Origin of the sequence: Pseudoclavibacter sp. RFBB5 (assembly GCF_002931555.1) — a bacterium.
Lineage (GTDB): Bacteria > Actinomycetota > Actinomycetes > Actinomycetales > Microbacteriaceae > Pseudoclavibacter.
Window position 1 is genome coordinate 217,221 of record NZ_PSTZ01000011.1, and the last position, 13,080, is coordinate 230,300.

Here is a 13,080-nt window from a genome sequence, read left to right on the forward strand (position 1 = left end):
GCGGTCTCGCTCAGCGGACGTCGACGAGCCCGGCGCGGATGCCCCAGAGCACGACCTGCAGGCGGTCCCTCGACGCGGTCTTCTGGAGCAGCCCCGCGAGGTGGTACTTCACCGTGGTGGGTTCGACGTACAGCTCGCCGGCGATCTCCGCGTTGGACAGGCCGCGCGCGAGCAGCCCGAGCACGTCGAGCTCCCGTTCGGTCAGCACGATCCCCGTGGGCGGGGCGGGGTCGGAGACGGGTCGCCGCCGGTCAGCGAATTCATGGAGGATGCGGCGCGTGAGCCGCTGGTCGAGTGTCCCGTACCCAGCGGCCACCGAGCGGACAGCAGCGAGCAGCGTCGCCTCATCCGCCCCCTTGAGCAGGAACCCGGCAGCCCCGGCCTCGAGCGCCGCGAACACGTCGGCGTCGACGTCGAAGGTCGTGAGGATGAGCACCGCGGCGCCGAGCGATGGGTCTGCAGCGATCATCCGCGTCGCTTCGATGCCGTCGGTGCCCGGCATGCGGATGTCCATGCAGACCACATCGGGGTTCAGCTCACGAGCGAGCCGGGCCGCTTCTGCACCGTCGGCGGCTTCGGCGACGACCTCGAAGTCGGCCTCCGCACCGAGGATGACGGACAGCCCGGCGCGCACGACCGCCTGGTCGTCGGCGATGAGGATCCGGATCATGATGCCTCCCCGTCTCGGTCCACGCCTCGGCCTGCGCCGCCGATCGTGAGCTCGTTGCGCCAGCCGCCGCCGCTCGTGGGTCCCGTCTTCAGAGTCGCCCCCACGAGCTCGGCCCGTTCGGCCATGCCGGAGAGCCCGTACCCCGGCTGCACGGGCGCGCGCGGCGCGACCGCATCCGGTGCAGGCCCCGTCGGCGCGTTCACGACGACGATCGCCACCTCGCCCTCATCGAAGCGGACGCTGACGTCGCTGCGCGCACCCCGAGCATGCCGAGCCGCGTTCGCCAGGGACTCCTGCACCATGCGGTACGCGGCGGCCTCCGTCAGCGGGCCGAGCGACCGAGGCGCACCGATGACGCGGAAGTCGACGACCTGGCCCCGCTCCCGTGCGGCATCGACGAGCGTCGCGATACCGGCGAGATCCGGGGTTGGACTCGGGCGATCCGGCCCGGCGGTGGGGTCGTCGTCGTCGCTTCGCAGCAACCCGACGGTGCGCCGGAGGTCGACGAGCGTCGCGCGTGCGTCATCTTGGATGCCCTGCATCATGGCCCGCGCACGCTCGGGATCGGAGCGCGTCAGGGTGGTCGCCGCCTGCGCACTCACGATGATGCCCGACAGGTGGTGGCCGGCGATGTCGTGCAGCTCGCGTGCGAGCGCGGTGCGCTCCGCCCGGAGCTCGCCGCGCGCCCGCTCCACCTGCCGCTGCTCGGCCATGCGCGCCTGCTCGCGGAGCGCATCCGTCAGCCGCTCCCGCCCGAGCACGTAGTCGGCGACGCCCGCGGGAAGGACGTAGAGGAGCAGGATGCGCAGGAGGAGCGTTGCAGTGAGGACGAGCGGCGCCTCGCGCGACCCGAGGAGCATCGCGACGCCACCGACGGTGGTCGTCGCCGCGGCCCCCACGACGAGCACGGTGAGCGCGGATCGCCGGGGCAGGTGTCGCACGACACGGTACGAGGCGATGCCCACGGCGAGCGCGCCGATGCCGAGCTCCCCGGCCGTCGTGCCGAGGATGGCGAGGTCGATGCCGACGACCGCCCCGAACACAGGCAGCGGTCGGAGGCGGCGCGGCCAGAGGAGCAGCGCCTGCACGGCGATGAGACCCGCCAGCAGCAGCGGTGAACCGGTTCCGGGAACCGACGCGAAGAGTGCGCGATCCCAGGTGCCGATCGCGAGGAATCCGACGGCTCCCGCCAGCACGAGGAGGCTGGGCGTCGCTGACCAGAGGGCGCCGATCACGGCCGAGTTCCGCGGCGATGAGCGCATGACCCGATTCAACCACGTCGGGTGGTGGCCGCTGATGAGGCCACCACCCGACGCGAGCGCGTCGTCTGCTACTGCCCGCACAGCGTCTCGTCGAGGGCGTCGATGACCATGCGGTAGTGCGCGAGGAGCTGCTCGTCGTCGTCGGCCGACACGACCGCCCAGGGCAGCGCGGTGACGGCGATCGTCACGGCGGTGCCGTCCGGGCCGATGGCGTTGCGAGTCTGCGTTCCGGGGATGTCTCCCCCGTGTCCCCACGCGACTCCGCCGCAGGACAGCGGGTAGCTCTGCACGCCGAGGCCGTACGCAGCCCCGGGGGTCAGCTCGTCTCCCGCGGGCACGGTGGTCTGCATCTCGGCGATCGACTCCGCGCTCAGGAGACTGCCGTCGAGAAGTGCCCGCATGAAGGTGTTGAGCTCGGACGGCGTCGACACGAGAGCTCCGGCGGCCCAGCCGAACGCTGGGTCGAGGTCGGTGATGTCCCGGAAGTCGCCAGGCGTCTCCGCGTGGTAGCCGCGGGGATGCTCGCCGCGCAGCTGCCGCTCGCCGGGTGCGGGCAGGTAGGTGTGCTCGAGACCGAGTGGTGAGGTGATGCGCTCCTCGATCTGGGTGGCGAGGGCCCGGTCGGTGACGGCCTCGATCATGAGCCCGAGAACGAGGTAGTTGGTGTTGCTGTACCCCCACTTCTCGCCGGGGGCGAAGGCCGCGGGGCGCTCGAACGCGACGTCGAGCATGTCCCTTGGCGAGATATAGGTGTGCTGCGCGCCGAACGCGTCCGCGGCGATCTTGTCCGCGTATTCGGGCAGGCCGGCGGTGTGCTGGAGGAGCTGGCGCACGGAGATCTTCGTGCCGTCGACCCCGTCCCCGGTGACGAGGCCGGGCAGGTATGTGTTGATCGGCTCATCGAGGGCCACCTGCCCTTCTTCGGCGAGCTGGAGGACGATCGTCGAGACGAACATCTTCGTGTTGCTGCCGATGCGCACCTCCCCGTCAACGGGTGGAGCCTCCCCCGTGGCGAGGTCTCCCTGTCCGAGCGCGAGGTTCGCGCTTCTGCCCTCGGCGTCGGTGACGGATGTGAGAACGCCAGGGTAGCCAGCGTCCACGAGCGCCTGCATCGTCGCCTCGTGCGGGTCCGGGCCGACATCCGCGTTGGCGTTCGCGCTGTTCGACCACGCACCGACGCCGATCGCGCCGGCCGCCAGGACGCCGGCGGTGGCGATCACCGCGGTCAGCTTCCTCGGGCGGCCGCTCCGAACGGGGGCTGTCGGGTCGGTGGGCTGTGCGTCTGCGGTTCGTTGCGTTTCCATGCATCCAGCGTGACGAAACGCGCCGCCCGGCACCCCATCCCTGCGAACAGTCGCGCCTGCCTGCGTGGCCAGTCGGCACGCGGCTCCCGGCTCCAACGTCAGCGATGCAGGCCCGGACCGCCGTCGACGTCGTGACCGTAGAAGTACTTGACTCCGGCCCGCCACGGAAGGGCGAGGAGCCGCTCGGCGTACCCGGCGAACGCCGCGACGTCATCTGGCCCGACCGTGCTGCCGATGGTGGGATGCGCGAGGCCCGACCAGGTCGTCAGGAGCTCCGCGTTCGGGCGGATGAGCACCGGACCCCCGGCCGCAGCTCGGTCGACACTTCCTAGGAGCTCGTCGATGACGATCCGCGGGGTGAAGGCGGCCCCGCGGAAGACGTAGGTTGCGGGGACGTCGGCCAATGCCGCTGTCATCTCACCCGCCCACGCATCGACGGTCGAGTCTTCGTCATAGAGATCGAACTCGACGCCGGACAGGTCGAACCCACTGTCCGTGGCGACCTCGAAAGTGACGTCATGGATCTCGTCGAAGACCCGCGCAAGCTCGACGTACCGGACTGTGGCTGCGCGGGCCAGGAGCATCCGGCCGGAACCGGCGAGGCGGAGGTACACGGATCCGTCGTCATTGTCGGGCAAGACGAACAGGCGATCGTCCGTTGCTTCGCGTTCGGTGGCGGTGGCGAGGATCAGATCGAGGAGCTGTAGCCTGTGCTCACGGTCAAGCGAAGAGATGTCGCCGCTGTAGGTGTCGAGCAGTTCAGCGCGGCACGTGAAGTCGCCGAGTTGCGCGAGAGCGAGCCCTGCTTCGAGTTTCGCCGCTGGCGACGTCGCCGCCGCCCAGGCATGATGCAGCGCATCGAGCTGAGTGGCGTCTGGAGCGGGTCCGAACATGCGGCCAGGCTATCGGGCAGGCTTCTGAGCGCTGCGGTGAGCGCACCACTCTGACCACGGGTTCAGTTTCACCCGGTACCCGCTAGCTTCGAAGCCGACCGAACCGCCGCGGCCAGGATCGTCTGCCGCGCGCTTCCCTGCGGGAGACGCGGCGCGCACTGCCAGATTGTCAACCAGGCATGGGTCGTGGCCTCCTGCGCTCGATCCTCTCGATTCAGGAGTCTCAGCGCGAGCGCGAACATCATCGGGCTCAGGGCATCGTAGAGACGAGACAGCGCTGCACGGTCTCCCCAACCCACGAGCGCGAGGTCGGCGTTCAACGCCTCATCGCCCGAGTCGGATCCTCCATCGGCACGTGGCCGATCTGCCATGACAGTGCTCATCGTGCGCCACCTCGCGTAGGCCCGCAGCTCGATGTGGACCGATCTGAGATCGACATGGTGACTCTCTCCCCGTGAACGCTCCGAAGCCGGCGGCTCATCCTCGAGCACGACAACTATTTAGTTAGGTAACCTACCTAAGCCGAGAGGGTCATGGCCCTGAGTTTCCTGAGACCACATTGCTCTGCGCATCCTCAACCGCCTGAGACTCGCGGCGAGTGCGTGACCTACGTAGCCGGAACCCCGCCACGGGCGACGGCAGCGACGAAGGATTCCTCGTCCGTTGCGCCGCCATGGTCGAGGCCGTGGACGCGGCACAGGCGCGCGCGAACGCGATGCCCGGTCTCTGGGGCGGCGACCGCGCCTCGTCCTCGCGGCGGTCCAGCACGGGTACGCACAGCACGCGTGCTGTCCTCGATGCCCTCTGCCTCTACATGGCCCAGGCTGCACAGCTCACGGTCGAGGCTGACGTGCGCCGCATCTCCGCGGACACCGGGTATGGCCTCACCACCGTCCACGAGGCGCTGCGCCGCCTCGCGACGGCCGCTGACGAAGCCTCCCCGGAGTCAGCCTGGATCGTCCGCGAGGGAACCCCGGAGGGCGCCCACGCGCAGCGCTACCGCCTCTCTCGGAAGTTCTCCACAGGGACAGAGGCTGGTAATCGGACACAAGTGCGTGCACGCCCCGCGGCAGCCTCCCCCCTGCAGGCTCGAAGCCAGCACATCGCCCGGCTTGCGAAGAATCTCCAGACGCTCGCGCACGACACCTTCGCCGCTCCTCGCAGCTTGGGCCGCACCGCAGGACTCGTCTACAAACACGTCGATGAAGGCTCCGTGCTCACCGTCGACGAACTCACCCGCAGTACCGGCCTCGACGCCACCCGCACCCGGCAAGCCCTCCGTGCCCTCCATCTGCACGGCCTTCTGTCCCGGACCGAGCACGGCTGGACTAGGGAAGAAAACTGCGACGTTGATTCCGTGGCGCACGTTCTCAACGTCGCAGGGCATCTCGAAGTTCGTCGAGCGCGATACGCCGACGAGCGGCATTGTTGGGCGTGGTGGCAGGCAGAGGTGCAATGGATGTCGAGGCGCGGGAAACAACGCCGTCGACGCCGCTCCCCCACGGCCGCGCAGCTGCTCAGCGTCAGCGACCGGCCGGACTATCCGAGATACCCCCGCAGCGAGGGTCGAGGCGACCACCGAACCGCGCTCGCCCTCGTGCGTGCTGGCACCGTCAACGCTCCAGCGCTGCGCGCCGCATGAATCTCTCGACCGAATCGAACTCCTGAGCTCTACGCTGACGACATGTGCGGCCGATACGTCATCGCGAAGAGACTGAGCATTATTCGTCTCGCGCGTACCGCGGAACCGCAGGCTTTCGAGCCGGGCGCGCCACAACTCGAGCGGGGGGCTGGAAGGGTCGAGTCTCGAATCGAGCCGCTTGCGCTGAAATGGCGGCCGTTCGTGGGCGTACTGGTGCGAAAAGTGTCCATCTGACCTGGGTGCCAGAGGTGCGGTCAGCTCTCACTCTTGCATCATTGTTGAATCTGATGCAACACTTGGCGGGTGAGCGAGCAGCGCAGTTCTCGTGGCTTCCCAGGCCGACTGGACGCCAATGTCGTGCCCCTAAATCAGGAACAATTTGTCCTTGACGGCATGCTGGCGGGCTGGGTTGACCAGCAAGTGAGTCGTGGGCTCGCTCCGTCAACGATCACCGCTCGCGTTGCGATGATCCGTCGCCTGCGTGAGTTCGCGGATGCGTACCCGTGGGCGTGGACGCCCGAGGACCTCGAAGCGTTCAGCGTGGAGCTGGCTTCGGGCGCGCGGCCCGTGACGAAATCGACACTGCGCGGATATCAGGTCGTCGTGCGCGCGTTCTGCGACTTCATCACCGACGCCCGCTACCCGTGGGCAGCCGAGTGCGTAGAGAGATTCGGGGAGCCTCCCGTCCAGATCTGCCACGAGTGGAACACGCTCGCGCACATCGTCGAATACGAGGGGCGACCACAGCGACGAGCGTTGACGTACGACGAACTCGAGCTGTTCTTCACGGCCACAGATGAGCGAGTGGCGGCGATCCAGCGCGCTGGGCGAAAGGGAGCACTCTCTGCGTTGCGTGACGCCGTCCTCTTCAAGACCGTCTACGCCTTCGGGCTCCGCCGCAGCGAAGCAGCCGGTCTGGATCTGGCGGACGTGAGATCTAGCCCCGGAGTTTCGAGATTCGGAGAGTGCGGTGCCGTTTATGTGCGGTGGGGCAAGGCGTCTCGAGGCTCCGGGCCGAAGCGACGAACGGTACTGGCAGTCCCTGAGTTCGACTGGGCTGTCGAGGGGCTTCGGCAGTGGATCGAGGAGGATCGAGCACTCTATGGAGCTTCGCGCTCTGATGCCCTCTGGCTCACTGAGCGTGGAACTCGAGTGTCGTTGCGGTACCTCGATTTCCGTTTCGCCGAACTTCGAGACCACCTAGGACTGCCCCCAGAGCTGACCGTGCACGCGTTGCGACACTCGTACGTGACGAATCTGATCGAGTGGGGGTATGCCGAGCGCTTCGTGCAGGACCAGGTCGGGCATGCTTACGCGTCGACGACGGCGATCTACACCTCGGTCGGTGATGACTTCAAGAACCGCGTCCTCGCGAATGCCCTTCGACGGATCTATGGAGACGACTCATGACCAGCCCCACCATCCAGTGGAACCTGCGCACGCTCATGGCGGCCAACAGCATGTTCCAGACCACGGACCTCATCGAGCCGTTGCGAGAGCACGGCGTCAACCTGTCGCGGGAGCAGGTGTACCGCCTAGTGACAAAAGTTCCGGAGCGGCTCAACACGACTGTCCTCGTCGCGCTGTGTCACATCTTCGGATGCGCACCGAACGACCTCATCGAGATCCCGGACGCCGCGGCGGCACGGGAGCGAAGCGCAGTCAATGAACCTGCGACCTCGCCTGTGGTCCAGCGTGAGCTGAAGCCGGTGCCGGCTCGGATTCAGCGTCCGACCAAGGCGTAGAACCGTGGCAACGTGGGCGGATCGGTGCGACAACTGCCATCGAGACGTGATCAGCCGGTACCAGCTGCTCGGAGGCCGGATCTGCAACGCCTGCTACAGCGGGCTGCGCAGGAACCCTGCCCGATGCCCCGGTTGCGCGGAGATCCGCGTGCTGGCGCATCTCGACAGCGGCGGGGCACGTGTATGTGCCGCCTGCGTGGGCCGTGTCGACCGCTTCGGTTGCAGGGACTGCGGTAGTCACCAGCAGCTGACCGGCTCGCAGTGCGGGAGTTGTCGACTCTCAGAACGACTGGCGAAGCTCCTCGACGATGGAACTGGCACTGTGCACGAGCGCCTGCAGCCGCTCAGTGACTATCTACTCGCGGTCAAGGATCCGCGGACCGCGGTGCGGTGGTTGAAGCGTGAATCTGTCGCAGACACCCTCCGAGGCATGGCGAAGGGGCAGCTCCCGGTCGCACACACGACACTCGACGAGCTCCCGTTGAGTATGAAAACCCGCTACTTCCGTCGACTCCTCATCAGCGCAAACGTGCTCCCCGAGATCGATGTCTTCTTGAACGAGCTTGAGCTTGCGTTGGCGCGGTTCCTGACAACGATTCCTGAGGAGCATGCGCGCCTGATCCGTCGGTACCATCAGTGGCGCACGCTCCCTCGCCTACGACAGCGGGCCGAGCCCACATCGACGGGCGTATTCGCGAACCACATGCGAAACGTTCGCCTGATTGCTGCGTTCCTGGCATGGCTGCAGGAGCAGCATCTGCACCTCTCGACGATGGATCAGGCAGTCGTTGATCGCTACTTCGCCGCGGCGTCCAGCCGTGATGTGCTGGGGCAGTTCCTCACCTGGGCAGCGGGGTCTGGGCTGTGCACGAGAGTCGAGGTTCCGCGGGTACGCGGCGGGCCACCTCAGGCGGCCATGTCAGACGAAGCGCTGGCGGAACTCGCCGAGCGAGTGCTGGCGGACGTGGCGTTGTCTCCTGTCGGGCGTCTCCTCGCGTTGTTCGCGATCGTCTACGCGCAACCCATCCGATCAAGCGTCGAGCTCCGCCTCGAGGCGGTGGAACAGGACGAGGGACGAGTGTCGATCAGGTTCGCCGCGACCCGAGTCCACTTGCCAGCAACCATCGCCAAGCTCCTCCAGGAGCACCTCGAGCAGCTCGAAACACGCGGAAGCTACCACCCGATTGTGAATGAGTGGCTCTTCCCTGGGATCGTGCCAGGGCAGCATCTCGCTGCGGGAACGGGCATCGGCTTGCTCACGCGCGCGGGCCTGAGTGTGCGAGCACTTCGCACGTCCAGGCTCGTCCTGCTGTCACAGACCGTGCCGGCAAGGGTGCTCGCTGATGTGATTGGGATCAGCACGCAGACCGCGCATGCCCGGAGCATCGCTTCCGGCGGTACCTGGCAGAGCTACCCCGAGCTGCGCCGAGGCTGAGTAGCGCGTGCCGCTGCGTCAGAGGCGGCGGTGCAGGGCTTCGACGCGGGCGCGGATATCGTCACGAACGAGTCGCATGCGTTCCATACCTTCGATGCCGCGATCGGAGGGCTCGCCCGTGATCCACGTCTCGACCTCCACACCGGCAGTCTCCGGTGCGCGTGCTTCCGCGCCGAGCACGACGATGAGGTCAGCCGCGTCGATCATCTCCGGCGTGAGCTGCTTCGGGTACTCGTCTCCGACGCTCACGCCGATCTCGGCGAGCGAGTCCACGGATTGCTGGTTGAGGGCAGTGCCGGGCTTCGTGCCCGCGGACGTGACGTGCACCTCGGGGCCGGCCACGGAACGCAGGAGCGCTGCGGCCATCTGGGACTTGCCGCCGTTCTTCTGGCAGACGAACACGATGTTCGTGGGAGTGGCGGTCATCTGGTCACTCCGGTGAGCTCGTTGCTGGTGAGGAGGGCGGCGAGCGAGTCGAGCGCGCCAGGGACGAGACTGAAGTAGGCCCACGAGCCGCGCTTCTCGCGGGAGAGGATGCCCGCCTCGACCAGGATCTTCAGGTGGTGGGAGACGGTGGGCTGCCCAAGCCCGAGCGGCTCCGTGAGGTCGCACGCGCACGCCTCCGCCTTCTCCTGCGCCGCGATCATCGAGATGAGCCGCAACCGGGCCGGGTCCGCGATGACTTTGAGGGTTCTGGCCAGCTTCTCGGCGTTCTCCGCGGAGATCGCCTCGTCGGTGAGGGGCTCGCAGCAGGCGGTCACGTCGGTGAGCGGCAGGAGTTGCGTGAACGACATCTGAACGTCCTCCAAGGAAATTGACAGTCATCGATACCCTAGCCATACTCGTATCGATCCGCATCAATATCGACCGAGATCAATATCTCTCTGGAGCTTCATGACTGCTGTCACCCCACCCGTCAAGCTCGGCACCACAGATCGGTTCCTGCCGGTCTGGATCATCGCGGCCATGGCCCTCGGCCTCGCTCTCGCGGTGTTCGTCCCCGCCGTCGGGGAAGCGCTGCACGCGTTCGAGATCGGCTCGGTGAGCGTCCCGATCGCCATCGGGTTGCTGGTGATGATGTACCCGGTGCTCGCGAAGGTCCGCTACTCGGATGCCCGAGCGGTCGCGGGGGACCGGAAGCTGCTGATCTCCTCGCTCGTCATGAACTGGCTCGTGGGACCCGCCCTCATGTTCGCCCTCGCCTGGCTGCTGCTGCCGGATCTGCCCGAGTACCGCACCGGGCTCATCATCGTGGGGCTTGCTCGCTGCATCGCGATGGTGTTGATCTGGAACGACCTCGCCTGCGGGGACCGGGAGGCGGCCGCGTTCCTCGTGGCTGTGAACTCCGTGTTCCAGGTCATCATGTTCGGGGCGCTCGGCTGGTTCTACCTGCAGCTGCTCCCATCCTGGCTGGGCCTGCCCACGACCAGCGCGGACTTCTCGTTCTGGGCGATCACGATCAGCGTGCTCGTGTTCCTCGGCATCCCGCTGCTCGCCGGCTACCTGTCCCGCCGCATCGGGGAGTCGGCGAAGGGCCGCGACTGGTACGAGTCGCGGTTCCTACCCAAGGTCGGGCCGTTCGCGCTCTACGGGCTGCTGTTCACGATCGTCATGCTCTTCGCGCTCCAGGGGCAGCAGGTCATCGACCGCCCCTGGGACGTCGCCCGCATCGCCCTGCCGCTGCTCATCTACTTCGCCGTCACGTTCCTCCTCGGCTTCGGGCTCGGGAAGCTCGTGGGGCTCGGTTACGAGCGCACCACGACGCTCGCGTTCACCGCAGCGGGCAACAACTTCGAGCTCGCCATCGCCGTCGCCATCGGCACCTTCGGCGCGACCAGCGGCCAGGCCCTCGCAGGCATCGTCGGCCCGCTGATCGAGGTGCCCGTGCTGGTCGCCCTCGTCTACGTCGCGCTCTGGCTACGCCCACGACTCTTCCCCGCCGCCACAGCCACCCCGGCACCCGCTGCATCGTCGACCACCCTCGTCTGACCCCGCTCCACCCACCTCTTCGAAAGGCCCCTGATGTCCACGAAACCTTCCGTGCTCTTCGTCTGCGTCCACAACGCTGGCCGCTCCCAGATGGCCGCCGGCTACCTCACCGCCCTCGCAGCTGGGCGTATCGAGGTGCTCTCCGCGGGGAGCGAGCCGAAAGACCAGATCAACCCCGTCGCCGTCGAGGCCATGGCCGAGGAGGGCATCGACATCGCCGGCAACACCCCGAAGGTGCTCACCACGGAAGCCGTCCAGGCCTCCGACGTCGTGATCACCATGGGCTGCGGCGATGCCTGCCCCTTCTTCCCCGGCAAGCGCTACGAGGACTGGAAGCTCGACGACCCCGCGGGGCAGGGCATCGAGGCCGTGCGCCCCATCCGCGACGACATCAAGCAGCGCGTCGAAGCGCTCATCGCCGATCTGCTTCCCGAGAAGGCGTAACCGACCATGACCGATCTCAGCCAGCGCCGGGGACTGCCCGGCCTCGCCTACCCCGAAGCCTCCCTCCAGCGCCTCGCGGGCGAGCTGGCCGAGCAGTTCACCGGCATCTTCACTCCCGAAACCGTCGAACGGTACGTGCTCGAGTCCTACGCGGCCCTGCTGCGCACCTCCACCGTCAAAGCGCACCTGGTCACCAACACGACGAGGTTCGCGAAAGACCGCCTCACCGCGCTCGCCCAAGCCAAGGGCGACATCGCCCGCCCCGTGCCGGAAATCCTGTTCCTGTGCGAGCAGAACGCTGGCCGCTCGCAGATGGCCGCGGTCCTCACCCAGGCGCTGGCAGGTGACCAGGTGCACGTGCGCTCCGCGGGTTCCGCACCCGCGAAGACGCTCCACCCGGAAGCGGTCGACGCGATGGCGGAGCTCGGCCTCGACCTCGGCCAGGAGTTCCCGAAGCCCCTCACCGACGATGTCGTGCAGGCCGCGGACGTCGTCATCACGATGGGCTGCGGCGACGCCTGCCCCGTCTACCCGGGCAAGCAGTACCAGGACTGGAACCTCACCGATCCGTCCGGACTGGGTGCCGACGAGGTGCGGGTGATCCGCGAGCAGCTCCACACGCACGTCACCGAGCTGCTCGCGAGCCTCGGTGTCTCCCCCATCGCGCTCGAAGGCTCCCGCGCGTGAGCGTCGAGAACGTCGAGAACGTCGAGAACGTCATCGTCGTCGGCTCCGGCCCTGCCGGGTACACGGCTGCGATCTACCTGGCCCGCGCCGGCCTCTCCCCGGTGCTGCTCACCAGCGCTGTGGAAGCGGGTGGAGCGCTCGTGAACACCACGGAGGTCGAGAATTTCCCGGGCTTCCCGACCGGCGTCCTCGGCCCCGACCTGATGGAGAACATGCGCCAGCAGGCGGAGCGGTTCGGGACGCGCATCGTCGTCGACGACGCCACGGAGTTGCAGCTCGAGGGTCCGGTCAAGACCGTTGAAACCGGCTACTCGGGCACGTTCGAGGCGCACGCCGTGGTGCTCGCCATGGGGTCCGCGTACCGGAAGCTCGGTGTTCCGGGTGAGGAGCGGTTGACCGGGCACGGGGTGTCCTGGTGTGCGACGTGTGACGGGTTCTTCTTCAAGGGTCAAGATATTGCCGTCGTCGGGGGCGGGGACTCCGCATTGGAGGAGGCGATGTTTCTGACTCGCTTCGCGAACAGCGTCACCCTCATCCACCGCCGCGATTCGCTGCGCGCCTCGAAGATCATGCAGAATCGTGCGTTCGCGAACCCCCGCATCACCGTGCGCTGGGACTCGGAGGTGCTCGAAGCGGTCGGCACTGATCACCTCGAATCGTTGCGCCTGCGCGACACGGTCACGGGTGAGCTCGACGAGCTGCCCGCGACGGGGCTGTTCATCGCCGTTGGGCACGACCCCCGCAGCGAGCTCGTCGATGGGCAGGTCGATGTCGACGAGAACCGGTACGTGCGCGTGAGCGCACCCACCACCCACACCTCTCTCCCGGGGGTGTTCGCGGCAGGCGACCTGGTCGACTTCCGGTATCGGCAGGCGATCACCGCTGCGGGCACCGGCTGCGCCGCAGCCCAAGACGCGGAGCACTACCTCGCCTCCGCGGGCCTCGCCACCTACCCGCAGGCCGTCACCGCGCAACTCGACGCGGCCGCCACACCCGTCCGCTAGACCAG

The 13,080-nt window shown here is 67.7% G+C and carries 14 protein-coding genes; 8 read left to right on the top strand and 6 right to left on the bottom strand.

What is annotated here, in order from left to right; all coding sequences use genetic code 11:
• Window positions 1-10: 10 nt before the first annotated feature.
• The 4 genes from C5B97_RS17375 to C5B97_RS17390 all read right to left on the bottom strand — a co-directional run bounded on the left by C5B97_RS17375 (window position 11) and on the right by C5B97_RS17390 (window position 4,129).
• Window positions 11-670: a response regulator transcription factor gene (locus tag C5B97_RS17375; RefSeq protein ID WP_104313392.1), complete on the bottom strand. Its 660-nt coding sequence runs from the start codon at window positions 668-670 to the stop codon at window positions 11-13.
• Window positions 667-2,013, bottom strand: coding sequence for a histidine kinase (locus C5B97_RS17380; protein ID WP_104313394.1), 1,347 nt, complete (start codon window positions 2,011-2,013; stop codon window positions 667-669). Before C5B97_RS17380 ends, C5B97_RS17375 begins: the two co-directional genes overlap by 4 nt.
• Window positions 2,001-3,236 carry a serine hydrolase gene (locus C5B97_RS17385; protein ID WP_104313396.1) on the bottom strand — a complete coding sequence of 412 codons (1,236 nt, stop codon included), beginning with the start codon at window positions 3,234-3,236 and terminating at the stop codon, window positions 2,001-2,003. Before C5B97_RS17385 ends, C5B97_RS17380 begins: the two co-directional genes overlap by 13 nt.
• A 98-nt stretch (window positions 3,237-3,334) precedes the next feature.
• Complete coding sequence (locus C5B97_RS17390; RefSeq protein ID WP_104313398.1) at window positions 3,335-4,129, bottom strand: hypothetical protein; 795 nt, start codon at window positions 4,127-4,129, stop codon at window positions 3,335-3,337.
• Between the two features lie 598 nt (window positions 4,130-4,727).
• Between C5B97_RS17390 and C5B97_RS17400 the strand changes: the two genes are divergently transcribed.
• The 4 genes from C5B97_RS17400 to C5B97_RS17415 all read left to right on the top strand — a co-directional run bounded on the left by C5B97_RS17400 (window position 4,728) and on the right by C5B97_RS17415 (window position 8,951).
• Window positions 4,728-5,771, top strand: coding sequence for a hypothetical protein (locus C5B97_RS17400; RefSeq protein WP_146080859.1), 1,044 nt, complete (start codon window positions 4,728-4,730; stop codon window positions 5,769-5,771).
• Window positions 5,772-6,236: 465 nt separating this feature from the next.
• Window positions 6,237-7,181: a tyrosine-type recombinase/integrase gene (locus tag C5B97_RS17405; RefSeq protein ID WP_258068346.1), complete on the top strand. Its 945-nt coding sequence runs from the start codon at window positions 6,237-6,239 to the stop codon at window positions 7,179-7,181.
• Window positions 7,178-7,516: a helix-turn-helix transcriptional regulator gene (locus C5B97_RS17410; RefSeq protein ID WP_104313406.1), complete on the top strand. Its 339-nt coding sequence runs from the start codon at window positions 7,178-7,180 to the stop codon at window positions 7,514-7,516. Before C5B97_RS17405 ends, C5B97_RS17410 begins: the two co-directional genes overlap by 4 nt.
• A gap of 430 nt (window positions 7,517-7,946) precedes the next feature.
• Window positions 7,947-8,951 (top strand): hypothetical protein, encoded by a 1,005-nt coding sequence (locus tag C5B97_RS17415; protein WP_146080860.1) that lies wholly within the window; start codon window positions 7,947-7,949, stop codon window positions 8,949-8,951.
• An 18-nt stretch (window positions 8,952-8,969) separates the two neighbouring features.
• Here C5B97_RS17415 and C5B97_RS17420 read toward each other — a convergent pair whose 3' ends face one another.
• Together C5B97_RS17420 and C5B97_RS17425 are read right to left on the bottom strand one after the other, a co-directional pair.
• Window positions 8,970-9,377 (bottom strand): low molecular weight phosphatase family protein, encoded by a 408-nt coding sequence (locus C5B97_RS17420; RefSeq protein ID WP_104313410.1) that lies wholly within the window; start codon window positions 9,375-9,377, stop codon window positions 8,970-8,972.
• Complete coding sequence (locus tag C5B97_RS17425; RefSeq protein ID WP_104313412.1) at window positions 9,374-9,745, bottom strand: helix-turn-helix transcriptional regulator; 372 nt, start codon at window positions 9,743-9,745, stop codon at window positions 9,374-9,376. Before C5B97_RS17425 ends, C5B97_RS17420 begins: the two co-directional genes overlap by 4 nt.
• Window positions 9,746-9,845: 100 nt before the next feature.
• Between C5B97_RS17425 and arsB the strand changes: the two genes are divergently transcribed.
• The 4 genes from arsB to trxB are packed head-to-tail and all read left to right on the top strand — an operon-like array spanning window position 9,846 to window position 13,075.
• Window positions 9,846-10,940: an ACR3 family arsenite efflux transporter gene (gene arsB / locus C5B97_RS17430; RefSeq protein ID WP_104313414.1), complete on the top strand. Its 1,095-nt coding sequence runs from the start codon at window positions 9,846-9,848 to the stop codon at window positions 10,938-10,940.
• A 33-nt stretch (window positions 10,941-10,973) separates the two neighbouring features.
• Window positions 10,974-11,384 (top strand): arsenate reductase ArsC, encoded by a 411-nt coding sequence (locus C5B97_RS17435; protein WP_104313415.1) that lies wholly within the window; start codon window positions 10,974-10,976, stop codon window positions 11,382-11,384.
• A gap of 6 nt (window positions 11,385-11,390) precedes the next feature.
• Window positions 11,391-12,071 (top strand): arsenate reductase ArsC, encoded by a 681-nt coding sequence (locus tag C5B97_RS17440; RefSeq protein WP_104313417.1) that lies wholly within the window; start codon window positions 11,391-11,393, stop codon window positions 12,069-12,071.
• Entirely contained in the window at window positions 12,068-13,075 is a 1,008-nt protein-coding gene (gene trxB / locus C5B97_RS17445; protein ID WP_219819832.1) for a thioredoxin-disulfide reductase, read from the top strand. Before C5B97_RS17440 ends, trxB begins: the two co-directional genes overlap by 4 nt.
• Window positions 13,076-13,080: the final 5 nt, after the last annotated feature.

Coding starts and splice junctions, on each gene's coding strand:
- C5B97_RS17390 (WP_104313398.1), bottom strand. CDS start 4,129: ATGTTCGGACCCGCTCCAGACGCCACTCAGCTCGATGCGCTGCATCAT.
- arsB (WP_104313414.1), top strand. CDS start 9,846: ATGACTGCTGTCACCCCACCCGTCAAGCTCGGCACCACAGATCGGTTC.
- C5B97_RS17375 (WP_104313392.1), bottom strand. CDS start 670: ATGATCCGGATCCTCATCGCCGACGACCAGGCGGTCGTGCGCGCCGGG.
- C5B97_RS17420 (WP_104313410.1), bottom strand. CDS start 9,377: ATGACCGCCACTCCCACGAACATCGTGTTCGTCTGCCAGAAGAACGGC.
- C5B97_RS17405 (WP_258068346.1), top strand. CDS start 6,237: ATGATCCGTCGCCTGCGTGAGTTCGCGGATGCGTACCCGTGGGCGTGG.
- C5B97_RS17435 (WP_104313415.1), top strand. CDS start 10,974: ATGTCCACGAAACCTTCCGTGCTCTTCGTCTGCGTCCACAACGCTGGC.
- C5B97_RS17415 (WP_146080860.1), top strand. CDS start 7,947: ATGGCGAAGGGGCAGCTCCCGGTCGCACACACGACACTCGACGAGCTC.
- C5B97_RS17385 (WP_104313396.1), bottom strand. CDS start 3,236: ATGGAAACGCAACGAACCGCAGACGCACAGCCCACCGACCCGACAGCC.
- C5B97_RS17425 (WP_104313412.1), bottom strand. CDS start 9,745: ATGTCGTTCACGCAACTCCTGCCGCTCACCGACGTGACCGCCTGCTGC.
- C5B97_RS17440 (WP_104313417.1), top strand. CDS start 11,391: ATGACCGATCTCAGCCAGCGCCGGGGACTGCCCGGCCTCGCCTACCCC.
- C5B97_RS17410 (WP_104313406.1), top strand. CDS start 7,178: ATGACCAGCCCCACCATCCAGTGGAACCTGCGCACGCTCATGGCGGCC.